Origin of the sequence: Streptomyces acidiscabies (assembly GCF_020010905.1) — a bacterium.
Lineage (GTDB): Bacteria > Actinomycetota > Actinomycetes > Streptomycetales > Streptomycetaceae > Streptomyces > Streptomyces acidiscabies.
This window is the reverse complement of record NZ_JAGJBY010000001.1, coordinates 4,426,917-4,450,383: the sequence shown is the minus strand read 5'-3', so window position 1 is coordinate 4,450,383 and position 23,467 is coordinate 4,426,917. Positions and strand designations below refer to the sequence as shown.

General features: G+C 71.6%; 21 protein-coding genes and 1 riboswitch. Of the genes, 15 read left to right on the top strand and 6 right to left on the bottom strand.

What is annotated here, in order from left to right; genetic code table 11:
• Positions 1-54 precede the first annotated feature (54 nt).
• Entirely contained in the window at positions 55-1,266 is a 1,212-nt protein-coding gene (locus J8M50_RS20430; RefSeq protein WP_010358458.1) for a sensor histidine kinase, read from the top strand.
• The gene (locus tag J8M50_RS20425) at positions 1,263-1,901 is read left to right on the top strand and encodes a response regulator (protein ID WP_010358459.1); all 639 of its coding nucleotides are present in this window, start codon (positions 1,263-1,265) and stop codon (positions 1,899-1,901) included. The genes J8M50_RS20430 and J8M50_RS20425 overlap by 4 nt, the downstream gene beginning before the upstream one ends.
• Before the next feature lie 63 nt (positions 1,902-1,964).
• On the opposite strand, the gene J8M50_RS20420 is transcribed toward J8M50_RS20425, so the two are convergent.
• Positions 1,965-3,440, bottom strand: a complete 1,476-nt coding sequence (locus J8M50_RS20420) for an MFS transporter (protein ID WP_010358460.1) — start codon at positions 3,438-3,440, stop codon at positions 1,965-1,967.
• A 108-nt stretch (positions 3,441-3,548) separates the two neighbouring features.
• Between J8M50_RS20420 and J8M50_RS20415 the strand changes: the two genes are divergently transcribed.
• Positions 3,549-4,007: a MarR family winged helix-turn-helix transcriptional regulator gene (locus J8M50_RS20415; RefSeq protein ID WP_010358461.1), complete on the top strand. Its 459-nt coding sequence runs from the start codon at positions 3,549-3,551 to the stop codon at positions 4,005-4,007.
• 208 nt (positions 4,008-4,215) lie between these two features.
• Here J8M50_RS20415 and J8M50_RS20410 read toward each other — a convergent pair whose 3' ends face one another.
• Positions 4,216-5,991, bottom strand: a complete 1,776-nt coding sequence (locus J8M50_RS20410; RefSeq protein WP_010358463.1) for an FAD-binding dehydrogenase — start codon at positions 5,989-5,991, stop codon at positions 4,216-4,218.
• A 245-nt stretch (positions 5,992-6,236) separates the two neighbouring features.
• Between J8M50_RS20410 and J8M50_RS20405 the strand changes: the two genes are divergently transcribed.
• Positions 6,237-7,526 carry a helix-turn-helix domain-containing protein gene (locus tag J8M50_RS20405; protein WP_075661883.1) on the top strand — a complete coding sequence of 430 codons (1,290 nt, stop codon included), beginning with the start codon at positions 6,237-6,239 and terminating at the stop codon, positions 7,524-7,526.
• 253 nt (positions 7,527-7,779) lie between these two features.
• Here the strand turns inward: J8M50_RS20405 and J8M50_RS20400 are convergent, their stop codons facing one another.
• The gene (locus J8M50_RS20400) at positions 7,780-8,589 is read right to left on the bottom strand and encodes a hypothetical protein (protein ID WP_010358464.1); all 810 of its coding nucleotides are present in this window, start codon (positions 8,587-8,589) and stop codon (positions 7,780-7,782) included.
• A gap of 53 nt (positions 8,590-8,642) precedes the next feature.
• Here J8M50_RS20400 and J8M50_RS20395 point away from each other — a divergent pair, with 53 nt between their 5' ends.
• The 8 genes from J8M50_RS20395 to J8M50_RS20360 all read left to right on the top strand — a co-directional run bounded on the left by J8M50_RS20395 (position 8,643) and on the right by J8M50_RS20360 (position 15,891).
• Positions 8,643-9,161, top strand: a complete 519-nt coding sequence (locus J8M50_RS20395; protein WP_010358465.1) for a GNAT family N-acetyltransferase — start codon at positions 8,643-8,645, stop codon at positions 9,159-9,161.
• 8 nt (positions 9,162-9,169) lie between these two features.
• Entirely contained in the window at positions 9,170-9,418 is a 249-nt protein-coding gene (locus tag J8M50_RS20390; RefSeq protein ID WP_141655641.1) for a hypothetical protein, read from the top strand.
• Positions 9,419-9,464: 46 nt separating this feature from the next.
• Positions 9,465-10,004 (top strand): GNAT family N-acetyltransferase, encoded by a 540-nt coding sequence (locus J8M50_RS20385; RefSeq protein ID WP_010358466.1) that lies wholly within the window; start codon positions 9,465-9,467, stop codon positions 10,002-10,004.
• A gap of 8 nt (positions 10,005-10,012) precedes the next feature.
• Positions 10,013-10,211: riboswitch (cobalamin riboswitch) on the top strand.
• 68 nt (positions 10,212-10,279) lie between these two features.
• On the top strand, positions 10,280-11,296 hold the full coding sequence (locus tag J8M50_RS20380) for an ABC transporter substrate-binding protein (protein ID WP_010358468.1): 1,017 nt from the start codon (positions 10,280-10,282) through the stop codon (positions 11,294-11,296).
• On the top strand, positions 11,293-12,303 hold the full coding sequence (locus tag J8M50_RS20375; RefSeq protein WP_010358471.1) for a FecCD family ABC transporter permease: 1,011 nt from the start codon (positions 11,293-11,295) through the stop codon (positions 12,301-12,303). The genes J8M50_RS20380 and J8M50_RS20375 overlap by 4 nt, the downstream gene beginning before the upstream one ends.
• Positions 12,300-13,100, top strand: a complete 801-nt coding sequence (locus J8M50_RS20370) for an ABC transporter ATP-binding protein (protein ID WP_010358472.1) — start codon at positions 12,300-12,302, stop codon at positions 13,098-13,100. The genes J8M50_RS20375 and J8M50_RS20370 overlap by 4 nt, the downstream gene beginning before the upstream one ends.
• 141 nt (positions 13,101-13,241) lie before the next feature.
• Positions 13,242-14,246: an ACP S-malonyltransferase gene (locus J8M50_RS20365; protein ID WP_141655642.1), complete on the top strand. Its 1,005-nt coding sequence runs from the start codon at positions 13,242-13,244 to the stop codon at positions 14,244-14,246.
• Positions 14,236-15,891, top strand: coding sequence for an acyl-CoA dehydrogenase family protein (locus J8M50_RS20360; RefSeq protein WP_029184433.1), 1,656 nt, complete (start codon positions 14,236-14,238; stop codon positions 15,889-15,891). Before J8M50_RS20365 ends, J8M50_RS20360 begins: the two co-directional genes overlap by 11 nt.
• Here the strand turns inward: J8M50_RS20360 and amcH are convergent.
• Entirely contained in the window at positions 15,795-17,165 is a 1,371-nt protein-coding gene (gene amcH, locus J8M50_RS20355) for an adenylate-forming 2-oxoglutaryl-ACP ligase AmcH (RefSeq protein ID WP_010358476.1), read from the bottom strand. The genes J8M50_RS20360 and amcH overlap by 97 nt on opposite strands.
• Before the next feature lie 432 nt (positions 17,166-17,597).
• On the opposite strand from amcH, the gene J8M50_RS20350 reads away from it, so the two are divergent.
• The gene (locus tag J8M50_RS20350) at positions 17,598-18,659 is read left to right on the top strand and encodes a 3-oxoacyl-ACP synthase III family protein (protein ID WP_010358477.1); all 1,062 of its coding nucleotides are present in this window, start codon (positions 17,598-17,600) and stop codon (positions 18,657-18,659) included.
• Here J8M50_RS20350 and J8M50_RS20345 read toward each other — a convergent pair.
• Positions 18,604-20,802: an MMPL family transporter gene (locus tag J8M50_RS20345; RefSeq protein ID WP_010358478.1), complete on the bottom strand. Its 2,199-nt coding sequence runs from the start codon at positions 20,800-20,802 to the stop codon at positions 18,604-18,606. The two genes, J8M50_RS20350 and J8M50_RS20345, sit on opposite strands and share 56 nt — an antisense overlap.
• A gap of 121 nt (positions 20,803-20,923) precedes the next feature.
• Here J8M50_RS20345 and J8M50_RS20340 point away from each other — a divergent pair, with 121 nt between their 5' ends.
• On the top strand, positions 20,924-21,247 hold the full coding sequence (locus J8M50_RS20340; protein WP_010358479.1) for an antibiotic biosynthesis monooxygenase family protein: 324 nt from the start codon (positions 20,924-20,926) through the stop codon (positions 21,245-21,247).
• 65 nt (positions 21,248-21,312) lie between these two features.
• On the opposite strand, the gene J8M50_RS20335 is transcribed toward J8M50_RS20340, so the two are convergent.
• Positions 21,313-21,810 carry a hypothetical protein gene (locus tag J8M50_RS20335; protein ID WP_010358480.1) on the bottom strand — a complete coding sequence of 166 codons (498 nt, stop codon included), beginning with the start codon at positions 21,808-21,810 and terminating at the stop codon, positions 21,313-21,315.
• Positions 21,811-21,923: 113 nt separating this feature from the next.
• On the opposite strand from J8M50_RS20335, the gene J8M50_RS20330 reads away from it, so the two are divergent.
• Positions 21,924-23,420: an alpha/beta fold hydrolase gene (locus tag J8M50_RS20330; protein WP_029184434.1), complete on the top strand. Its 1,497-nt coding sequence runs from the start codon at positions 21,924-21,926 to the stop codon at positions 23,418-23,420.
• Positions 23,421-23,467 lie beyond the last annotated feature (47 nt).

The window sequence follows — 23,467 nt, the reverse complement described above, 5'->3', positions numbered from 1 at the left end:
CTACAGCTGCCCGCTAGACTCGGCGCCCCTCCTCCACCGGATCAAGGGGTCTCCGTGTCCGACCACCATCCCCCCGCCCCCCGCCGGTCCCTGGACCACCTCTCGCACGGCGCGCTCGCGCTCATCGTCGTCGCGGGGCTGGTCCGAGCCGCCACGTACGGGGGCCCACTGTGCCGCGACATCGTGGTGCTCAGCACGCTGCTGGCGCTGGTGTACGGGGGTGGACTGGCGACCGGCGGCCGATGGGGCACGGCGGCGCGCCGCACCTGGGTGGCCGCGCTGGTCACACTGTGGACGGCGCTCGTGCTGCGCGCCCCGGTGACGCTGACCGACGCGTACGTGTGGGCGGCGATCCCACTGGCCTGCGCGGCGCTGCGGGCGCTGGACCGACGGGCGGCGAGCCTCGCCGTGGGCGTGGTCACCGTCTCGCTCGTCGGCCAACTGGTGCGCGGCAGCGGCGATTTCACGCCGGAGCTGCTGGTGCCCGTGGCGGCGGTGTGGGGGACGGTCGCGCTGTACGGCACGTTGCAGCGCGAGGCACACCGACGGCGGCTGCTGGTCGAGGAGTTGCGCGCCACGCGCGAGGAACTCGCCCAACAACAGCGCCAGGCCGGGGTGTTGACCGAGCGGGAGCGCATCGCGCGGGACCTGCACGACACGCTGGCGCAGGAACTCGCGGGCGGCGTCATGCTGTTGCAGGCGGCCGAGCGGGACTGGGAGGAGCGTCCGGACGTCGCGCTGACACGTGTCCGGGCGGCGGCGGACGGCCTGCACGCCAACCTCGCGGAGACCCGCCGCATCATCAGCGACCTCACGCCGTCGGCGGTCGCGGAGGCCGGACTCGCGGGCGCGCTGCGGCTGTTGTGCGAGCGCGCGGAGACGGAGGGCGCGGCGGCACGGGTCCGGTTCCGGACAACGGGCGCCGAGCGTACGGCACTTGACCAACAGGGCGCGGCGACCCTGTTCCGGGTCGCACAGGGCACCCTGGCGAACATCCGCGAGCACGCCCGCGCGGTGAACGTCCACGTCACGCTCCACCAGCGGCCGGACGGCGCGGAGTTGGAGATCCACGACGACGGCAGGGGGTTCTCACAGCTCCCCGACTGCCCCGGCCCGTCCCGGGGTTTCGGCCTGCCGGCGGCCCGTGCGCGACTGCGGGAGTGCGGGGGTTTCCTGGACGTGCACAGCGCGCCGGGCCACGGGACGCGGGTGTGCGCGTCGATCCCCGCTCCGACCGGGAAGGTTCTCGACGAGGTGGCCGGGTGACCGCACTGCGTCTGCTGCTCGCCGACGACCACACCGTCGTCCGGGCGGGCCTGCGTGCCCTGTTGGAGGGGGAGGCCGATCTCGTCGTCGCCGGGGAGGCGGAGAGCGGCGAGGAAGCGGTGCGGCTGGCCGCCGAGTTGGCGCCGGACGTGGCACTGATGGACCTGCGGTTCGCGGGGGCCGCCGGGATCGACGGGGTGGAGGCCGTACGCCGGTTGCGGGCGGCGGCTCCCGAGGTGGCCGTGGTGATGCTGACGAGTTACTCCGGACGCGCCGACGTCGTACGGGCGTTGGAGGCGGGGGCCCGTGGGTACGTCCTCAAGGCCGGGCCGCCGCAGGACCTGTTCCGGGCGGTGCGCGGCGCTGCCGCCGGGGCGCTGGGGCTCGCGCCGGAGCTGGTGGGGGCGCTCGTCGGGGAAGAGCCGGACAGGGAACGGGAGTTGACGGCGCGTGAGATCGGCGTCGTACGGCTGCTGGCGGAGGGGCGCGGGAACCGGGGGATCGCGGAGGCGCTGTTCCTGAGCGAGGCGACGGTGAAGACGCACCTGGTGCGGATCTACCGGAAGCTGGGCGTCGACAACCGGGCGTCGGCGGTGTCGGAGGCGGTACGGCGGGGTGTGCTGGACCTGACGTGAAGGTCACCCAGCACCAAAGTGGTTGAACACAAAGGTGGTTGAACACACCCCGCCGTCCGTGAATCAGACGCGGGCCTCTTCCGGCTCCTCCGCCGGGTCCGTCTTCTCCGTGTCGTCCGCCAGCGGCTTCGCCGCCGGGATGGCTGCCGCGATGCCGGCCGAGACGAGGGCGAGGGCGCCGCCGACCAGCAGCGCCGTACGGAAGCCGTCCTCGGAGGCGAAGGTGAAGCCGCCCAGCGTCGTCGTCATCTGGGAGAGGATCACGCCGATGACGGCCGAGCCGATCGAGGTGCCGAGAGCGCGCATCAGGGTGTTGAAGCCGTTCGCGGCGGCCGTCTCCGATGCCGGGACGCTGCTCATGATGAGCGCGGGCATCGCGCCGTAGGCGAGGCCGACGCCGCTGCTGGTGATGATCGTGACGACCATCAGGCCCGCCGCCGAACCCATCAGCGCGAGCGAGGCACCGTACCCGGCCGCGAGGACGAGCGCGCCGCAGACCAGCGTGAACTTGGGGCCGCGCGCGTTCGTGAGCTTTCCGCCGAGCGGCGAGACCAGCATCATCATGACGCCGCCGGGCGCCATCCACAGGCCCGCCGCCAGCATCGACTGGCCGAGCCCGTACCCGGTCTCCTTCGGGAACTGGAGGAGCTGCGGCAGGACCAGCATCGATGCGTACATGCCGAAGCCGATGAAGACGGACGCGGCGTTGGTGAGCAGGACGCGGGGGCGGGCCGTCGTCCGGAGGTCGACCAGCGGGTCCTTCGTACGGATCTCCCAGAAACCCCACGCGCCCAGCGCGACGACCGCCGCGGCGAACAGGCCGAGCACCGAACCGGAACTCCAGCCCCAGTCGCCGCCCTTCGAGACCGCGAGCAGCAGCGCGACGAGGCCGACGCCGAGGCCGATCGCGCCGGGCGCGTCGAAGCGCTGGCCCTTCGCGCCCGCCGGGACGTCCGGGATCAGGAACCAGATCAGTACGGCCACGGCCGCCGCCAGCGTCGCCGAGCCCCAGAACAGGACGCGCCAGCTCGCGTACTCCGCGACCGCAGCGGCGATCGGCAGACCGAGCGCGCCGCCGATCCCCATCGACGCGCTGACCAGGGCTATCGAGCCGCTCAGCTTCTCCGTCGGGACGACGTCCCGCAGCAGCGCGATGCCGAGGGGGACCACGCCCATGCCCATGCCCTGGAGGCCCCGGCCGACGATCATCGTGACCACGTCGGAGGCCAGCGCGCACACGATCGAGCCGACGACCAGCGGGATCGAGCAGGCCAGCAGCATCGGGCGTTTGCCGACGAGGTCGCCCAGGCGGCCGACCACCGGGACGCACACCGCCGAGACCAGCAGGGTGACCGTGATCACCCACGCCGCGTTCGACGACGTCGTGTCCAGGATCTTCGGCAGCTCCGCGATCAGCGGGGTGACCAGCGTCTGCATGATCGCCGCGGTCGTGCCGGCGAAGGCGAGTGTGGCGATCACGGCGCCCGAGCGGGCCGTGGGCCGGGCCTTGGGCTGGGCCGTGGGCTGGGGGGCGTCCATTCAGGACTCCGCTTTCTCTCAGGGGTGTCAGGGGTGAAGGATGTGCATCGTACATGTCGTATGTATCAAGCATGTGATCCGTTGTTCGCCGTGTGCCAGGATTGATCCATGGAGACGCCCACTCATCAGGTCGAGTACGAGCAGATGCTGCTCAGCCGCCACTCGTTCATGAGCAAGCGGGGTGGGCGGCGGACCGATGGGGTGATGGAGCGCAGCGCGTACATCATGCTGAGCCGGATCCGGATGCAGGGGCCCATGTCGATCGGGGAGTTGAGCGAGGCGTTCGCCTTGGACGCGTCGACGTTGAACCGGCAGACGGCTGCGGCGTCCCGTGCGGGGCTGTTGGAGCGGATTCCTGATCCGGCCGGGGGGATGGCTCGGAAGTTCCGGCTCACGGAGGAGGGTGAGCGACTGTTGGATCAGGAACGTGGGGGGATTGTCGAGGTGTTGGATCGGGTGATGGGGGATTGGTCGGATGAGGATATTGCTGCGTTCGCGGGGTATTTGAGGCGGTTCAACAACGGGATCGAGGCGATCGGGGGACGACCGTGGCCTCGGGAGGGGTAGTTCTTCGGCTGCGGGTCCGATGTGGCTGGTCGCGCAGTTCCCCGCGCCCCTGGAAAAACGGCGCAAGCGCCAGTTTTTCAGCACAACGCCCCGTGCTCCTGGGCGTGCAATAGATACAGCCCGCCCCCGGAAAAGACCGGCGCTCGCGCCGTCTTTTAGGGGCGCGGGGAACTGCGCGACCAGCCACATCGGACCCGCAGCCGGCCTCCTACATTGCCGCCGCTGCCGCCTTCCCCGCCTGGCGGCCCGAGAACAGGCAGCCTCCTAGGAACGTGCCCTCCAGTGAGCGGTAGCCGTGGACGCCGCCTCCGCCGAAGCCTGCTACCTCACCCGCCGCGTACAGGCCGGGAATTGGGGATCCGGCCGCGTTCAGGACCCGGCCCGAGAGGTCCGTCTGGAGGCCGCCCAGCGTCTTGCGCGTCAGGATGTTCAAGTGGACCGCGATCAGCGGACCCGCCGACGAGTCCAGGATCTTGTGCGCCGACGCCGTACGACTGAGGCTGTCCCCCGGGTAGTTGAGCGCGTTGCGGATGCCCATCACCTGGACGTCCTTCGTGTACGGGTTGTCGATCTCCCGGTCACGTGCCTCGATCTGGCGCTTCAGGTCCGCGAGGTCGATCAGGTTCTCGCCGGTCAACTTGTTCATCCCAGCGACCAGTTCGGGCAACGTCGACGCGACCACGAAGTCCGCCCCCTTCTCCTTGAACCGCTCGATCGGCTCGGGAGACTGCCAGATACGGGAGAGGAGTTTCCACACGTCCTTGTTCGTGAGGTCGGGATTCTGCTCCGAACCCGAGAGCGCGAACTCCTTCGCCAGGATCTTCTGCGTCGTCACGAACCAGGAGTAGTCGTACCCGGAGTCGGTGATGGACTTGAGCGTGTGGAGGGTGTCGTACCCGGGGATATCGGGCGTATCGAAACGCCGCCCCTTCGCGTCGAACCACATCGAGGACGGCCCGGGAAGGATACGGATACCGTGGCCGGGCCAGATGGGCGCGTAGTTGCGGAGCCCTTCCGTGTAGTGCCACATGCGGTCGGGATTGACGATGCGGCCCCCGGCCTTCTGGGTGATCCCGAGCATGCGGCCGTCGACGTGCGCGGGCACCCCCGTGATCATCGACTTCGGCGGATTCCCCATCCGCGTAGGCCAGTTGGCCCGTACGAGGTCATGATTCGCGCCGATCCCACCGGACGTGACGACGACAACAGGCGCACGCAGCTCGAAATCCCCGACGACGGTACGCGAACTGGCCGTCCCCCGGGCCGCGTTGGAGGGTTCCAGGAGAGCCCCTCGCACCCCGGTGACCGTACCGTTCGTGACGACGAGTTCATCGACCCGGTGCCGGAACTTGAACGTGACCTTCCCGGCGGAGACCCCCGCGCGGACCTTCTTCTCGAAGGGTTCGACGACGGCGGGCCCGGTACCCCACGTGACGTGGAAGCGGGGTACGGAGTTCCCGTGGCCGGTCGCGAGACCGCCCCCGCGTTCGGCCCACCCGACGATGGGGAACCACTGGACGCCGAGCCCGGCGAGCCAGGACCGCTTCTCGCCGGACGCGAAGTCCACGTACGCCTCGGCCCACTTGTACGCCCAGTGGTCCTGCCCGGCGGGGTCGGTGATCCCCCGGTCGAACCCGGCCGTACCGAGCCAGTCCTGCCACGCGAGATCGCGGCTGTCCTTGATGCCCATCAGCCGCTGTTCGTCGGAGTCGACGAGGAACAGCCCGCCGAACGACCAGAACGCCTGACCGCCGAGGCTCGCCTCGGGCTCCTGGTCGAGCAGCAGCACCTTCCGCCCGGCGGCGACGAGTTCGGACGTGGCGACGAGACCGGCGAGACCGTGCCCGACGACGATCGCGTCCGCGTCCTGCGCCTCGGCGGCGAACGACGGCGCGGCGAGGGACTGCGCGAGGGCGGCACCGGCGACGACACCGCCGGCCACGGTCATCACGCGACGGCGGGAGGGGTGCTCCACAGGCTCCATGTGCTTCCTTCCGGGTACGGCTCGCGGTGGGGGCGAGACGTGCGGGGACGGGGAGGGGTGCTGCGGGGTACGGCGGGTGCGGCTGGGGTGCCGCAGTGAGGGTGTTGCGGCCCGACCCACCCCTGTTACCTTCAGTAGCCCACAGGAAATCAAGTCGTCACCCTGATCCGGTAGTGGCCGGGCGGCAACAGGAACTCCCCTTCGTTGTGGCCCGGACACAGCGTCCGAACGAGCGAAGGGGGCCCATGAGCGTCCGCCACGGACCCGAACCGGTCGCCGGGATCCTGCGCGGCATGGCCGACGACACGGACGTATGCCGTGAACTCGTCACGGCGGCCCGCAGACGCTCCCCCGAACTGGCGCGCCTCACCGAGGAGGAGACCCGCTCGCACGCGACGGCGATGCTGCGGGCGGCGGGGGCGTGGTTCGCGGCGCTGGAACACCCGGACCCGCTCACGGCATCCGGCGCCCCCAACTCCCCTGGCTCGCCCGGCTCCTCAGGCTCCCCCGCGCCCTTCGACTCCCCCGACCCCTTCAGCTCACCCGGCCCCCTCGGTTCCTTCGATTTCCCCGACTCCCTCGATGAACAGGACTTCACCGCCGCCCTGTTGCTCGGCGCCGACCGTGCCGCCCAGGGTGTCCCGATGACCGTCGTCCTGCGCGGCGTCCAGGCGGCCCTCACGCGCGCGGCCGAGATCACCGTCGACCGCTGCCGCTCGGCCGGCATCCCGGACCGGGCCCAACTCCACGTCGTACTACGCCTGAAGGAGTACGGCGACGCGGTGGAACGCCAGGTCATCAACGGCTACCGCGCAGCCGAACGCGAGACTCCGCGCGGAACCGGCGCCGCCCGTACACGCCTCCTGCGCCAGGTGTTGCTGGGCGGCGCGCTCCCCCCGCTCTCCGAACTGACCCGTGCCGGTATACGACCCGGCGCCGACGGCCTCTACCACTGCCTGGCCGCGGACCACACCGCCCTCCCCGGTGTCCCCGCGGCAACAGCCCTCCTGGACGGCCGACTTGCCGCCCTCTCCCCCCTCCCCCCGACTCCGGACCAGCTCGAACCCGGCGCCTTGGTCGTCGTATCCCCGGCCGCCCCTCTGGCAGACCTCCCCGAGCTGTACCGCTTGTGCGTCAGGGCAGTTGACCTGCTCCGCCAGCAGAGCCGACCCGGCCTCCACGAACTCACCGACCTGGCAGCGGAGTTGGCCCTCTCCGAACAACCCCTGCTGGGCGCCTATGTGACGACCCGCCTCCTGGGCGCCCTCGACCCCACCGACGACTTCCACCGCCAACTCGCCCTGACCGCGCTGACGTTCCTGGATCTGGGCCGCCGCCTCGACCAGACCGCCGCCGCACTCTTCACCCACCCCAACACGATCCGCTACCGCCTGGCCCGCCTCCAGCAGATCACGGGAAGCTCCCTGGGCAGCGGACCGGGCGGCCACACGGAAACGCTGCACTGGTGGTGGGCGTTGACGACGTGGCTGGGCGAGGAGCAGACGGTGGACGCGTCGTACGAGGACGCCGGTTAGCTCAGCGGCGCTCCCACTCCCAATCCCACAGGGCGCTCCGGCGGTGGTCGATGTCGAAATCCTCGCCGAGCGGTCCGACGCGTTCGATCGCCTCGGGGATACGGGGTCGCCGTGCCGCAGGAGTCCGTAGGCGGCCTCCAACCGGACGTTGACGTCGTCGTCGCCGAGCAGGGTCCACAGGGCGGCGATGACGGCAGGGGAGGTGTCCTTCAGAGAGCCGAGCTGTTCAGCCGCCGTGCCGTGCATGGCGATGTCAGGAAGGACCAGCGCCTCCGTAGTCGGCGAGGACGTCGGGGACCGCTCGGCGTACGCGGACGTCGGGGTGGTCGGCGTAACTCAGCGCCATCAGGCCGTGGTTGGGGTCCGTGTACTCGCCGAAGGCCCTCACCACCTCGGCGAGTATCCCGTGATCCGTCTCCTCCGCCGCCCAGGCGGTCAGCAGAGCGAGGGTCTCCGGCACAGGGCCTGAGTCACTGATCCCGCGCGACCACAAGTGGTAGGCCACGAACCGGCGGTGGACCGGGTCCGGGTGGCGGTGGTGAGCCGCGAGAGCGGACCAGGTCTCCAGGTCGGGGCGGTTACGCAGGTGCCAGTTCACCGCCGTCCAGTCCACGTGGTCCTCGTCCGCGACCGCCACGGCGCGTGCGACCAGTTCGTCCACCGGGGTCGGTATCAGGAAGGCCCACTCCAGCAGCGTCAGCACCGCGCCGTGCCCCGCGCGTACGACGTGCTCACCGAGGCGGATCTCCTCGACCCAGTCGTACTCGTCGTCCAGCACCCGCACCGACTCGGCCGCCCCCGACTCCCCTGTCCTGCGCCGGAGTTCCTCCTCCGCGCCGGTCTCGTACCAGTGCCTGGCCAGGGTGAGGAGGCGGGTGCGTTCGGGTTCGGGGAGGTTCTCCTCGCGCAGCAGGGCCAGAACCAGCGCCGGGGAACCACTGTCGACGGCCCCCGACAACGGGCTGGTGCCGTCCGCGAGCACGAGGCGCGGATCGGCCCCCTCGTCCAGCAGTTTCCCGACGGCTTCCGTGTCGTACGCGGCGATGGCCGTACCCAGATCCATGGTGTGCGTCCCCCTACGATCAGGGTCCGACGATAGGACAGGAGACGGGACGGGTGAACGGGATTTCGGCGGAGCCGATCCGCACCGCGCGGCTGGACCTGCTGCCGCTGCGGGTCGAGTACGCCGAGGAGATGGCGGAGGTGCTGGCCGATCCGGCGTTGCACGCGTTCATCGGCGGGGCGCCGCAGACGGTGGACGAACTGCGGGCGCGGTACCGGCGGTTGGTCACGGGCTCTCCCGAGCCGGACGTCTCCTGGCTGAACTGGGTGATCCGGCTCCGGGAGGAAGGGTGTCTGGCGGGAACGGTTCAGGCAACGGTCACGAACTCCGCCGAAGGACTTCTCGCCGAGGTCGCGTGGGTCGTGGGGACGCCGTGGCAGGGACGGGGGATCGCGGGTGAGGCGGCTCGGGGGCTGGTGGGGTGGCTCGGTGGGGTGTCGGTGCGTACGGTCGTCGCGCATGTCCATCCCGAACACGCCGCGTCCGCGGCCGTCGCGGCGGGGGCGGGGCTCGTGGCCACCGGGGAGTGGCACGAGGGGGAGTTGCGGTGGCGGCGGAGGATGCCGGCCTAGGGGGATGCGTGAGCTGGAGTCCGTCGATCTATCGGTTCGCCGAGGGCGGGGACATACCCGTTCCGCCTGATCCGGCTGTCGTACGGGATGTGCTTGGGCCGTACGCGGTGGTGGAGCCCTCGGATGACGAGTACTGGGTGCGCGCGGAGGACGGCAGCGAGGCCGAGTTCTTCGTCGGCGAGTACGGAGTCACGGTGGGAGCGATCATCATCGAGATGACCGGGCCGGAGCTCCAAACCGCCCTCACCGGCGCCTGAGGAAAACCAGAAGCGCCGGTCACTCCCCAGGAGTTACGTTCCTCCGATGACCACCCTCACCACCGACCGCCTCCACCTCCGCCTCTTCACCCCGGACGACCTCGACGACCTGTACGCGTACCAAGGGCTGCCCGAGGTCGCGCGTTATCTGTACCGGCCTCCGCTCAGCCGGGAGCAGTGCGTCGAGAGCCTCGCCCGCCGTGCCAAGGGGTCGTCCTGGAGCGAGGACGGCGACAGTCTGGTCCTGGCGGTGTGCCGGCGGGGCGAACCCGGGGTCGTGGGGGAGATCGTGCTCAAGCTGGCGAGTGCGCGTGCCCGGCAGACCGAGATCGGCTGGGTCTTCAACCCCGTGCACAGCGGCCGGGGTTACGCCACGGAGGCGGCCCGCGCGGGAGCCGGCCTGGCCTTCGACGAGTTGCGCACCCACCGTCTGTACGCCCGCATGGACACCCTCAACACCGGTTCCGCACGCATCGCCGAACGCCTCGGCATGCGCCGCGAGGCCCACTTGATCGAGAACGACCTCAACGGGGAGAGCTGGGGCAGCGAGTACGTGTACGCGATGCTGGCGAGGGAGTGGGACTGAGCCCAGCGTGATAACTTCCCAAGGCCAGTCGAACCCACGTGCGTCCACGTGAACGCACAAGGTCAGGGAATCCGGTGGAACTCCGGAGCTGACGCGCAGCGGTGAGGGTGACGGGCGGGGCAGCAAGGCCACTGGACGGTTCGTCCGGGAAGGCGTCCCGGCTGGACGATCCCGAGTCCGAAGACCTGCTGGCGGCCTCCGGCCGGAGACGCGGTCGGGGGTGCGACCGTACGACCGGGCTTCGCGTACGAGCCCTCGACGCCGAAGGAAGCTCTGTGCGACTCGCACGTCCCGCCGTACTGGCTCTCGTGTCCACTGTTCTCATCGCCGGGTGCGGAACCTCCCCCTCCGACGAGAAAGCCTCGACAGCCGACGCCGTCACCCTCACCAACTGCGGCCGGAAGGTCACCGTCGACAGCCCGCCGAAGCGCGCGGTCTCCCTCAACCAGGGCACCACGGAGATCATGCTCTCCCTCGGCCTCGCGGACCGCATGGCCGGCACGGCGACCTGGACGGACCCGGTGTCCAAGGGCCTGGAGAAGGAGAACGCGAAGGTCGAGCGCCTCGCGGACAACGCCCCTGCACTGGAGACGGTCCTCGACGCGGAACCGGACTTCGTGGCGGCCTCGTTCGCGTCGACGCTCGGCAAGGGTGGCGTGGCCCCGAGGGACCAGTTCGAGAAGCTGGGCGTACCGACGTACCTGTCCCCCTCGGACTGCGTCGGCAAGGACAACGACAGGGACGGCGACGGCGCCCGCACGCAGCCGCTGTCGATCGACACGGTCTACGGCGAAGTCCTGGACCTGGCAAGGATCTTCGGCGTCGAGGAGCGCGGCGAGAAGCTGGTCGCGGACCTCAAGGCACGTGTACGGACGGCGACTTCGGGCCTGAAGGCCCAAGACGTCACCCTGCTCTACTGGTTCGCGAACTCCCAGTCCCCCTACCTCGCGGGCTGCTGCGGAGCCCCCGGCGTCATCACCCGCGCGCTGGGCGCGAAGAACGTCTTCGACGACACCAAGGACGAATGGCCGCAGGTGAGTTGGGAGACGGTGGCGGACCGCGACCCGGCGGTCCTGGTGATCGGCGACCTCACCCGCAAGCAGCAGACGGCGGAGACGGCCGCGAAGAAGATCGAGTTCCTGGAGTCGAACCCGGCGACGAAGAACATGACGGCGGTGAAGGAGAAGCGCTACGTCCTGCTGTCGGGCCAGGCCATGAACCCCACGATCCGTACGGTCGAGGGCATCGAGAAGGCCGCGGCGGCGCTGCGGACGTACGGCCTCGACAAGTGACCCGGGGTCTCCTGCTGGGCGCGGGCGGCCTGGCGCTGCTGGCCGCGTCGGTCGCGCTGGCGATCACGATCGGCCCGGCGGACATCGCGGTCGCGGACGTGTGGGCGTCGGTCGCGTCCCATCTCGGCTGGGGCCACACGGAGTTGAGCCCTCTGCGGGACGGCATCGTGTGGAACCTGCGCCTCCCGCGCACGCTCCTCGCGGCGGTGTGCGGCGCCGGGCTCGCGGTGTGCGGCGCGGTGATGCAGTCGCTGCTGCGCAACCCGCTCGCGGACCCCTTCGTCCTCGGCGTCTCCTCGGGCGCGTCGACGGGCGCGGTCGTCATCGTCGTCCTCGGCGCGGGCGGCGGCCTGATCTCGGTGTCGGGCGGCGCGTTCATCGGCGCGGTGCTGTCGTTCGGCCTGGTCCTGCTGCTGAGCCACACGCTGGGCGGTACGACGGACCGGGTGGTCCTCGCGGGGGTCGCGGCGATGCAGCTCTTCTCGGCGCTGACGTCGTTCATCGTGATGACGGCGGCGGACGCGGAGACCACACGGGGCATCCTGTTCTGGCTGCTGGGCTCGCTGAGCGGCGCGGACTGGACGGACGTCGCCGTCGGTACGGCGATCCTCGCGGCGGCGCTGCTGATCTGCGTCGGCCAGGCCCGCACGCTGGACGCGTTCGCGTTCGGCCAGGACGCGGCGATGTCGCTGGGCGTCTCGGTGGCCCGTACCCGCCTGATCCTGCTCTGTACGACGGCCCTGCTGACGGCGGCGCTGGTCAGCTCGGCGGGTGCGATCGGCTTCGTCGGCCTGGTCCTCCCGCACGCGACCCGCGCGCTCACCGGCCCCGGCCACACCCGCCTCCTCCCGGCGACGGCGCTGGCGGGCGCGGTGTTCCTGGTCTGGGTGGACACGCTGGCCCGCACGGTGCTGGCCCCGCAGGAGGTCCCGGTGGGGGTCGTGACGTCCCTGATCGGGGTCCCGGCGTTCGTGGCGGTGCTGTACCGGACGAAGGGCGCGCGATGAGCAACTCGGCGACGGACAAGGCGACTTACGACGGCCTGCGCGCCGACCGCGTGACCCGTACGGCCTCCGGCACCCTCATCCTCGACGGCGTCACCCTCACCCCCCGCCCCGGCCGGGTCACCGGTCTCCTCGGCCCGAACGGCTCCGGCAAGTCCACGCTCCTGCGCATCCTCGCGGGCGTCCTCACCCCCGACACCGGCACGGTCACCCTGGACGGCCGCGCCCTCGCCGAGGTGGGCCGCCGGCAGGTCGCCCGCCGGGTCGCCGTCGTCGAGCAACAGGCGGACACGCAGGTCGCGTTGACGGTCGTGGACGTCGTACGGCTCGGCCGGATCCCGCACCGCCGCGCGTGGACCCCGGCCGCGCCGGGCGACGAGGACGCGGTCCGTACGGCGCTGGAGCGCACCGGCCTCACCGACAAGGCGGACCGGCCGTGGCACTCCCTGTCGGGAGGCGAGCGCCAGCGGGTGCACATCGCCCGCGCGCTCGCGCAGGAACCTCGCGAACTCCTCCTCGACGAACCCACCAACCACCTGGACATCCAGCACCAGTTGGCCCTGATGTCCCTGATCACGGAGCTGAAGGTCACGACAATCGTCGCCCTGCACGACCTCAACCTCGCGGCGATGTACTGCGACCGCCTCGCCGTCCTCAAACAGGGCCGCGTCATCGCGACCGGCACCCCTCGCGAGGTCCTGACGGAGTCGCTCGTGGCGGACGTGTACGGGGTGCGCGCGGCGGTCACCGACGAGGCGCCGGACGGACGGCCGCACATCCGGTTCCTCGGGCCGGTGTGAACAGGGCCGGTGTGAACGGGTCTGTGTGAGCGGGGCGCACGCGCTGCGACCTTCGTGAAGTCCGGCGTGCGCGCCCTCGTCGCTCCCCTGTGCCGCCGCGCGCTCTGCCACCGCCGGGCGGCGCTGTGCTGAGGTCTCTCAGTGACACAGTCGGCCGAGTTGGGAGTCGCCGTGGTGAGCGATCGGATGGTGGTCCACGCCTTCGCCGGGCAGGGGGATTTCACGCTGGCGCCGCTGCTCAGAGCGCTGGACGCGCAGGACGTCGTGGAGGAGGCGCTGGAGGAGGTCGCCGCCGAAGGCGACCCGGTGGCCGGGGAGTTCGGGGTCGCGCCGGTCGTCTCCCGGCTGCTGAGCGGGGAGTTGAGGAGTTCGCGGGAACTGGCGGACGGCCCGGTGGGGACGCCGCAGTACGCGCTGTTCGCGTGCTCGGTCGCCGTACACAGGGCGCTGTGCCGTTCGGGTCTCGCGCCGGACCGGGTCGTCGGGATGAGCTTCGGCGACATCGCGGCCTGCGTCGCGGCGGGCATCCTGGACATCGCGGACGGCACGCGCGTCGCCTGCCTGGTGGCCCGCGCCCTGACCGGTCACCCCGGCGGCATGCTCCTGGTCGAACCCCCGGTGACGGACGGCGACCTGGAGGCCGAGGCGCACCGCCTCCTGGCCGCCCTCGACCTCCCCGGTCTGACGCTGGCCTGCGTCAACGACGACCGCCGCGTCATCCTCACCGGCCCCTCGGACGCGGTCGGCCTCGCCGAGCAACTCCTCCTCGGCCTCGCCCTGCCGGCCGTCCGGCTCCGGCTGCCGTTCCTGTGCCACCATCCCGAACTGGAGGACGACGCCCGGCAGTTCGTCGACGCCATCCGGGACGTCCGGGTCGAGATGGCTCAACTCCCCGTCTACTCGTCCCTGTTGGGCAGGGCGTACCGCCCGGACGACGACGTGCGCGAGGTCCTGTCGTACGGCCTGACGCGGCCCGCCCGGCTGCCGGGGGTGCTGCGGCAGTCGGTGGACGGCGGTCCGGCGATGCTGCTGGAGGCCGGTACGGGGAGCGCGCTCACCCGCAGCGCGCGGGAGTTGTTCGCGGAGGAGGACGTGGCGACGGTGGACGGGTTCGCGTGGGTCACGGGGGTGCCGCATGGCCGGTGAACATGACGTGGCATCAGCTCTGTTGCGGCGCGCGGCGGTTCTGGGCGATGCCGGGCAACTCCTGGGCGACATCGACCGGTTGGCCGAGGTCCAGGCCGAGGCGGCGGTCCGACAGCCCGCGCTGTACATGGCGTTGGTCAACCACTACGTCCTCTGCCTCAACGCGGTCGTCAGCTTCGGCATGGACGACGCCTGCCTCAAGCCGTACCGGGCTGCGCTGGAGGGGGGCGTGGCCAAGGGCGTGTTCCTGGTGACGGAGGTGGGCCGCGCCGGCAGTCACCTCGGGGCCCGGACGACCGCCGAATTCGACGTCACGACACGGGAGTTCGTGCTGGACACCCCGGACGCGGACGCCCTCAAGTTCTCCAGCGTCACGCCCGACGGGCCACCGACGTACGGGGCCGTCATCGCGCGGGCCCTCGTCGAGGGGGTGGACCGGGGGACGTTCGCGTTCCTCGTCGACCTCACCGACGGCGAGCGGGCGGCGCCGGGCGTGGAGATCTCGGGGCCGCTGACGGCGAGCGCGCTGCCGCTGGCGTACGGGCTGATCCGGTTCCGGAACTGCCGGGTGCCGTACGGGCGTTGGCTGTCCGACGGGGCGTGGATCGACCCGGACGGACGGTTCACCGACCCGGTGGGCTCACCCGGCGCGCGGCTGCGGCGGACCATGTCCGTCGGGCAGGCGCTGTGGGCGACGGTGCCCTCCGCGATGGCCGCGATGTCCCGGCGGGCGGCGGTCACCGCACTCCGGTTCGCGGAGCGCCGTACGACGCCGTCGGGGGCGGCGCTGCTGGACCATCTCACGCATCAGCGGGCCCTGTTGGGGGCGTTGTCGGGGGCGTACGCGCTGTCGTGCGCGGCGGACGCGGCGCTGACGGCGTGGCGGCGGAAGGCGTCGGGCTCCGCCGCGCCGGAGGCCGCGCTCTCGCCGTGGGTCGCCGTGGACGCGTCGCTCGCGCTGCTGAAGGCCGGGGCGACGGAGGAGGCCGTACGGGTCGTCGAGGTGTGCCGGCGGCACTGCGGACTCGCCGGGTTCCTCGACGTCAACCTGTTGGAGGGGTATCTCGGGGCCGCGCAGGCGTTCACCGTGGCGGGCGGGGACAACGCGCTGATCTTCGTGGACACGGGGCGGGCCGGGCTCGGCGGGGGTCGTGAAGAGCCGGTGATTCCAACGGAGTTGACCGACCCGGGGTGGTGGCCGAGTGTGGCCCGCGCGCAGGAACTCCGGCTCGCGGCCGACGCCGCACCCGGCGACCTCCCCCGCCTCAAGGACCTCGGCGAGGCGGCGGCGGCTTCGCTGCTGGCACGCGCGCTCACCGGTCACCCCCTCGCCGTCCTGTACGGCCTCCTCCAGGCCGACCGCACGGCGGGCCGCCTCGTCGCGACCGGCGTTCTCGGCCCGGACGACGTACGCGCGCTCCCGAAGGCGATCGACCGGCTCTGCGAGGAGCTGATGCCTCAACTACCCGCGCTGATCGACGAGTTCGACACCCAGCCCACCGAAGGTCCCCCGCTCGGCGCCCCCGACTACGCCACCGCCCTCTGGGATCACTTCGCGAACTCGTTGGCCCGAGGCTCCCGCACCACCACGTCGCACGGGAACTCCACCCTGAGCAGCACCTCCTTCAGCCGCCGCGTCACCTGATCCCGGATCGTCTGGCTGGCCTCGCGCGCGGTGACGTGCAGCCGGTACCGCTGCCGTCCGATCCCCCCACGGCCGGTGTCGGTCTGCACGATCTCGGTCCGCACGTGCAGCACCCCCGGCAGCGCGCCCACCAACTCCCGTACCCAGCGCAGGGATACGCGGTCCCCGTTGATGACGACGAAGTCGGCGATGCGTCCGCAGAAGAACAGGTGTCCGCTCTCGTCGACCCGGAAGACGTCCCCCGTGGCGACCGTGTCGGCCGCGACCAGCCCCCGCCGCCCGGCGGCCCCGTGGCCCACGCGTCGGACCATCGCGCTCGGCGTCGTGACCAGGAGTTCGCCCCTGACGCCCTCGCCGCGCACGGCGACCTCGACGCCGGGCAGGGGGAGGCCGACGGAGGTGTAGCGCTCGGGGGGTGCGCGGTGCGCGGCGAGAGTGGAGACGCGCGGGCCCGCCTCGGTGAGGCCGTACGTGAGGTACAGCTCGCCGCCCCGGTGCCGGGCCAGGAGTTCCTTGACGTGGGTGGCCTCCAGGGAGTCGCCGCCGACGGTCAACACACGTAAGGAGGAAGGGAGTTCGTAGGTGTCGTCGAGGAACGAGCGGACCAGGGACGGGGACAGCGAGGACACGGTCACGCCGTGCCTGCGCAGGCCCTCGCGGTAGGCGCCGGGCGCGAACGGGGGCCCGCTGAGCACGAGCCGCGCACCGGTCGCGATCCCGGCGAGGGCCTGCGCGACCAGTGCGAAGGAGTAGTGCATCGGCAGGTTGAGCCAGACGGTGTCGGTGCCGCGCAGCCCGATCGCGTCCGCGTGCCGGCGCGCGTTGTCGAACAGCGCGGCGACCCGGTGCAGACAGCCGCCGGCCGTCCCGGAGGTCGCGGAGGTCATGACGATCGCCTGGCCGGGTTCGTAGGCGTGGGGGTGGGCGGTGGCGATGCGGCGTACGACGAGGTCGGGGGTGGTCGTGGCGAGCGCGGCGGCGCCGAGCGCGTCGGCGATGATGCGGCGCCGGTGCTCGGGGCAGGCGCGGGGCAGCAGGACGGGCACGAGGCCCGCGTAGTGGGCGGCGAGGAACGCGGTGAGCTGGGTGTGCGGGTCGGGGACGGCGATGAGGACCGGGCTGCCGGGCGGGAGCGCGGCGGCCACGAACGCCTCCCGCACGTCCGTGAGCCGCCGCCGGCGCACCGGCTGCCCGGCGTCGGTGTCGACCCGGTCGCTGAGATAGTCGGCCACCTGGTCCTCGGGCGGGACGAGCATGAGGGTGCTCAACGTCAACTGCCTTTCGTGGTCGGCATGGTGAGACGCAGCAGTCGTACGCGGGTGACGCGTCCGCCGGGAACGCCTGGGACCGCCCGACGGGCAGGAGAGAGGTGGGGGAAGAAGAGGAGGTGGGGGAAGAAGAGATCGTCCCCAAGTCAAACCACCTGCTCGCCGCATGTAAAGGACGCACGGTCGGCATTGCGGCGCGCGCGGACGCCCCTGCGACCTCGGCCTCTGCGGGCGCCCCCGTCGGTGCGCCCTCGGCGCGTGGAGCAGGTGAAGTGAGCCGTACTGCTTCGCGTGTGCCTCGCCCGCCGTCGGGGTGCTGTGCGAGAACGAGGGGGCGGCGCCGGGCGGGTCGCCCCACCGACTCCCCGGCACCGTTCGCAAGGGGCCTGTCCGCGAGGCCCTGCTCCCGTTCGGCAAGCCCCCTCTTCGGAAGGCTGAATGATGAACGCCCCCATAGGCATCATCGGCACCGGCTCCTACCTCCCCGCCCGGCGCCGCACGAACGCCGAGGTCGCCGAGCTGGCCGGAGTCTCGGCGGAGTGGATCGCCGGCAGAACGGGCGTGCTCGCCCGGCACGCCGCCGCCCCGGACGAGGCCGCGTCGGACCTGGGCGCGGCGGCCCTCAAGTCGGCCCTCGCAGCGGCCGACCTGGAGGCCGAGCAGCTCGATGTGATCGTCGTCGCGACCTCCACGCCGGACGAGCTGGGCCCCGCGACGGCCTGCCGGGTGCAGGCCCTCACCGGCGCCCGGCACGCGGTCGCGCTGGACGTCACGGCGGCCTGTTCGGGCTGGCTGTTCGGAGCCCGGGTGGCCCGCGACTGGCTCACCTGCGACAGCTCGGCCAGGTACGCGGCGGTCGTCGGCGTGGAGGCGTACTCCAAGTTCGTCGACCCCACCGACCGCGCCACCGCCTCCCTGTTCGGGGACGGCGCGGCGGCGACGCTCCTCGGCCCAGTCGCCGAGGGCCAGGGTTTCGGCGCGTTCACGCTCGGCTCGGACGGCCGGTACGCGGACCACGCGATGATCGCGGCGGGCGGCAGCCGGCTTCCCGCGCCCCTGGAATCCCAGTACATCACCATGAACGGCAAGGGAGTTCGCGACTTCATCCTCGACGTGTTCCCCCGCATGCTCGCGCACGCGCTGGGCCAGGGCCGGGTCACCCTGGACGACGTCGCCCTCGTCGTCACCCACCAGCCGAACCCGGTCCTGCTCCAACAGGCGGCCCGCGACATGGGGGTGACGGATCGTCAACTCGTCGTCGTGGGGCACGAGGTGGGCAACATCGGCGCGGCGAACATCCCTTACGCGCTGGCGAAGGCGGCGTCCGAAGGGCGGCTGCACATCGGTGACTTGGTCGTCATCATCGCGTTCGGCGGCGGGGTGACGTGGGGGACGACGCTCCTGCGCTGGACGGGAGCGTCGGCCGTACGGGTCGCGCCGACCGTCAGTCGGGTTGTCCTGTCCCCGCCTGCGGCGTCGGCGCCGGGTGGGCGCGGCTGAGGGCCTCGCCCTCCACGTCGAGGTGCGGGAGGAGGCGGTCGAGCCACTTCGGCAGCCAGGCGACCCTGTCGCCGAGGAGGGCGAGGACGCCGGGGACGAAGGCCATGCGGACCACGAACGCGTCGAAGAGGACGGCGACGGCCAGCCCGAAGCCGATCATCTTGATCATGGACTCGTCGGCGGTGATGAACCCGGCGAACACCGAGATCATGATGAGCGCGGCGGCGGCCACGACCCGGGCGCTGTAGCGGAACCCGGTCGTGATGGACTCGCCGGCGCCCTGGCCGTGGACGTACGCCTCGCGGATGCGGGAGACGAGGAACACCTCGTAGTCCATGGCCAGGCCGAAGACGATGCCGACAAGGAAGATCGGCGTCATGCTCATGATCGGGCCGGTGGACTCGACGCCGAGGAGCGAGGCGCCCCAGCCCCACTGGAAGACGGCGACGACGCAGCCGAGCGCGGCGAGCACCGAGAGCAGGAAGCCCACCGCCGCCTTCAGCGGGATGAAGATCGACCGGAAGACCATCAGCAGCAGGAGGACCGCGAGCCCGACCACGACGACCAGGTACGGGATCAGGGCGCGCTGGACCTTCTGCGCGACGTCGATGTTGAGCGCGGTCGAGCCGGTGACCTCGAAGGTCGCGCCGGTCCCGGCGACCGCCTGCGAGCGGTGGTCGCGGATGGTGTGGACGAGGTCCTCGGTCTTCTTGTCGGTCGGCGACCAGGCGGAGACGGCGGAGAAGACGGCGGTGTCACCGGCCTTGTTGAAGCGCGGCTCGGTGACCGAGACGACACCCTTCGTCGCCTTGACCCGGTTCTCGATCGTCGTGACGGCGGTCTTCGCGTCGCTCGCCTTCTTCGCGTCGACGACGATCGTCAGCGGGCCGTTGAAGCCGGGGCCGAAGCCCCTGGCGAGGTCGTCGTAGGCGCGGCGTTCGCTGGTCGCGGTCGACTTGACCTCGTCGCCGGGCATCCCGAGCTGGAGGCTCAGCACGGGGATCGCCAGCACGATCAGGCTGACCATCGCGGTGAACCGGACCGGGAAGGGGTGGCGCTGCACGAACTCCGCCCACCGGCTGCCCCGGTTGCCGAACACGCCCTGCACGCGCCGCCCGGTGAGCCGGTAGCGCCGCGAGAGCACGGCGCGCGGCCAGAACCCGATCAGCGCCGGGGTCATCGTCAGGCAGACGAGGACGGCGAGGACGACCGCGCCCGCCGCGCACAGGCCCATCTTGGTGAGCATCGGGATGCCGACGACGGACAGGCCGGCCAGGGCGATGACGACGGTGAGGCCCGCGAAGACGACGGCGGAACCGGCGGTGCCGACGGCGAGTCCGGCCGCGTCCTGTTCGGTGTGGCCGTTGGCGCGTTCCTCGCGGTAGCGGGACAGGACGAACAGGGCGTAGTCGATGCCGCAGGCCAGGCCCAGCATCGTGGCGAGCGTGCTGCTCGTCGAGGTGAGGCCGAAGGGGCTGGCCAGGGTGGTGATCGCGGTCGCGCTGATCCCGACGCCGAGCACCGCCGTGAGCAGCGGGAGACCGGCGGCGGCCAGCGAGCCGAAGGTGACGAGCAGGACGACGGCGGCTACGACGATGCCGATGACCTCGCCGACGCCGCCCGGGCTCGGGGAGTCCGCGAGCGCCGTGCCGCCGGTCTCGACGGTCAAGCCCGCGTCCCTCGCGCCCTTCGCGGCGTTCCTGAGGGTGTCCTTCGCGGCGTCCGTGAGGTCCTCGGGGGTGACCGTGTAGGTGACCGTCGCGTACGCCGTCGAGCCGTCCTTGCTGACGGCTCCCGCCTGGAAGGGGCCCACCGCCGAGGCGACCTGCTGTCCGGCCGCCGCCCGGGTGACGGCCTTGTCGATCGCCGCCCTGTTCTCCTGCGACGTGACCTTCTCGCCCTTGGGCGCCACGAAGACGACGCGTGCGGTCGCGCCGTTCGCCTGGGCGCCGGGGAACCTCTTGTCCATCAGGTCGAAGGCGCGCTGCGCCTCGATGCCGGGGGCGGAGAAGGCGGTGTTCGGGGCCTCGGGTGCCTGCGCGGACGCCGCGCCGAGGCCCACCAGCACCAGGATCCAGAGCAGCGCCACGTACCAGCGCCGCCGGAATGCCAGTCTGCCCAGGCGGTAGAGCAACGAGGCCATGCGGAACGCTCCTCACGTGGGGCCCCCGGGCTCACAGTGTCGGGCAGCCCCCCGTGCCCCGCATGTCGTGATCCGGGGGTCGGTGTGCCGGTGCGCCGCACGTGGCGGGCAGGATGGGCGCATGAGCGTAGTCAAGATCAATGTACTGACGGTCCCGGCGGAACAGCGCGAGACCCTGGAGAAGCGCTTCGCGGGCCGCGCGCACGCGGTGGAGAACTCCGACGGCTTTGAGTGGTTCGAACTCCTGCGCCCGCTGGAGGGCACGGAGGAGTACCTCGTCTACACCCGCTGGCGGGACGAGGAGTCCTTCCAGGCGTGGATGGAGGGCCCGATGAAGCAGGCCCACCAGGGCGGGGCGGGCGCCGAACGCCCGAAGCCGGCGTCGTCGGCGTCGACGCTGTGGTCTTTCGAGGTGGTGCAGCAGGCGGGGCCGAAGGGCGAGTGATTCCGGGGGCCGGGGGCGCTTTTCGGGCGCCTCCGGTTCAAGGGTGGGGGCGCGGCGGACTCCGTTCAGGGCCGCGCGTGCGGTGACTCGGCCGTCTCCAGCATGATGTCCCGCATCGACCCCATCCCGTACTTGTCGACGCGGCTCGACATCTCGGCGACCTCCCTGAGCATCGGCTCCATCGCCACCCCGGCCTCGCGCGCCTCCCGGCACAGGGCCCACAGCGTGAGCAACTCGTCGCGGGTGTCCTCGCCGTGGTCCACGAGGGAGAGGTGCAGCAGCCGACGCCGGAACCCCTCGGGCGTACGGTCCCGGGGCAAGGTCGTGGCCCAACGGAACGCTCGATGCCGGTCCAGCAGGGCGCGCAGCGCGGCGCGCGTCCCGGCGTCACCCGTGTCGTACCGGTCGAGAACCTCCACGAGGACCGCGTCCGCGTCGTCCCAAGGCCCCAGGTCCTGACCGAGTTTCGACGCCCAGTCGGGGTCGTCGAAGTCCACCGGCTGCTCGGCGATGGGGCGCAACGCGGCGTCCATCAGGGCGACCCGTTCCTCCAACTCCCTCATGCCTTCCAGGTATTACCGGCAACGGAGGCCGCACACAAGGGGGTTGACCCCCGGGTGGATCGGCGGGATCGCCGGAGTGTTCGGGCTGTTCGCGGCCTCTAGCGTGAGGTCGCGTGACAACTTTTGCCGTACGAACCCGAGTTGCCCTCTGTTCCGCACTTGCCCTCGCCGCGCTTCCCCTGACCGCGTCGGCCGCCACCGACGCTCTGGCCCGCTTCCATGAGCAGCGGCTCGACTGGAAGAGCTGTGTGACGGGCCCGGACGACACCACCGGGAAGGAGTTGGAGCAGGCCGGGGCCAAGTGTGCTGATGTCACTGTGCCGTTGGACTACGCGAACCCCGGCGGGCGGACCATCACCGTCGCGATATCGCGTATCCGGGGCACCGACACCGCCCACCGCATCGGCCCGTTGCTGCTGAACGGCGGCGGTCCGGGCGGGTCCACGATCGGTGACGCGCCGTGGATCCACGGGGAGTTGAAGGAGGTCGCCGGTCGGTACGACGTCGTCGGCGTCGACCCCCGTTTCGTCGGCCGCAGTACGCCGCTGGACTGCAAGTGGCCAACGAGCACGTCCATTTGGAGCGCCCCGGCGACGTTCGACGCCGGCTTCGCGCGCAACCTCGCCGTCCTGTGCCACCAGAACGCCGGCGACGTCCTGCCGTACGCGACGACCCGCAACACCGCCCGCGACATGGACGTGATCCGCGCGGCGCTGGGCGAGCGCAAGGTCTCGTACTTGGGCTACTCGTACGGCAGTTACCTGGGCGAGGTGTACGCGACGATGTTCCCGGCCCGCGTCGACCGCATGGTCCTGGACGGCGTCATCGACCCGGCCCGCTACTCCCCGCGCCTCCTGCGCGTGGCCGAGCCGGAGAACCGGGCCGCGCTGAGGGACTGGGCGAAGTGGACGGCGACCCGGCACGCGACGTACGGACTGGGCGCCACAACCGACGCCGTACTCAGGACAGTTGACCGCATCCAGGCAGCGGCGACCCACAAGCCGCTGACCGTGGGCCCGTACCAGGTCGACGAACGTGTCGTCCCGATGATCCTGCTCACCGGCCTCTCCCAGGACAACGACCAGGCGTACGGCCAACTCGCGCGATCCGTACGGGACTTGACCCCGCAGGGCAACCCGGCCGACCCGTCCCCGGCGCTGCTGGAGACGCTGAAGTTCATCCTGACCGGCGACGAGTCGTCGTACGGAAGCGTCCAGTCGGCGATCCTCTGCGGCGACGTCCCCACGGAACGCGACCCGGAGGCGTACCGGCGCGACATCGAGCGCGGCCGGCTGACGGACCCCCTCTTCGCCCCCATGACCCGCAACATCGGCCCCTGCGCCTTCTGGCCCGCCCCGCGCGAGACCCCGACGGCGGTCCGGGACGACTTCCCGGCGCTCCTGGTGAACGCGACCGGCGACCCGCGCACCACGTACGCGGGCGCGGTGGCCCAGCGCCGCAACTGGCCGTCGTCGCGGCTGATCACGCTGGCCGGCCCGGCGCAGCACGCGGTGTTCGGGGTGTACGGGAACGCCTGCGCGGACGACGGGGTGCGCGCGTACCTGTCAAGCGGACGCCTCCCGGCCGGGGACGCGACCTGCCGCGCCTGACAACGAACAAGGGCCTCACTTCTGTTGAGAAGCGAGGCCCTTTCCAG

Bases quoted from the DNA above. Each gene is read 5' to 3' on its own strand.
- J8M50_RS20415 (WP_010358461.1), top strand. From the start codon at position 3,549: ATGGAGACGCCCACTCATCAGGTCGAGTACGAGCAGATGCTGCTCAGC.
- J8M50_RS20340 (WP_010358479.1), top strand. From the start codon at position 20,924: ATGAGCGTAGTCAAGATCAATGTACTGACGGTCCCGGCGGAACAGCGC.
- J8M50_RS20370 (WP_010358472.1), top strand. From the start codon at position 12,300: ATGAGCAACTCGGCGACGGACAAGGCGACTTACGACGGCCTGCGCGCC.
- J8M50_RS20405 (WP_075661883.1), top strand. From the start codon at position 6,237: ATGAGCGTCCGCCACGGACCCGAACCGGTCGCCGGGATCCTGCGCGGC.
- J8M50_RS20345 (WP_010358478.1), bottom strand. From the start codon at position 20,802: ATGGCCTCGTTGCTCTACCGCCTGGGCAGACTGGCATTCCGGCGGCGC.
- J8M50_RS20400 (WP_010358464.1), bottom strand. From the start codon at position 8,589: ATGGATCTGGGTACGGCCATCGCCGCGTACGACACGGAAGCCGTCGGG.
- J8M50_RS20360 (WP_029184433.1), top strand. From the start codon at position 14,236: ATGGCCGGTGAACATGACGTGGCATCAGCTCTGTTGCGGCGCGCGGCG.
- J8M50_RS20410 (WP_010358463.1), bottom strand. From the start codon at position 5,991: ATGGAGCCTGTGGAGCACCCCTCCCGCCGTCGCGTGATGACCGTGGCC.
- J8M50_RS20385 (WP_010358466.1), top strand. From the start codon at position 9,465: ATGACCACCCTCACCACCGACCGCCTCCACCTCCGCCTCTTCACCCCG.
- J8M50_RS20350 (WP_010358477.1), top strand. From the start codon at position 17,598: ATGATGAACGCCCCCATAGGCATCATCGGCACCGGCTCCTACCTCCCC.
- J8M50_RS20420 (WP_010358460.1), bottom strand. From the start codon at position 3,440: ATGGACGCCCCCCAGCCCACGGCCCAGCCCAAGGCCCGGCCCACGGCC.
- J8M50_RS20335 (WP_010358480.1), bottom strand. From the start codon at position 21,810: ATGAGGGAGTTGGAGGAACGGGTCGCCCTGATGGACGCCGCGTTGCGC.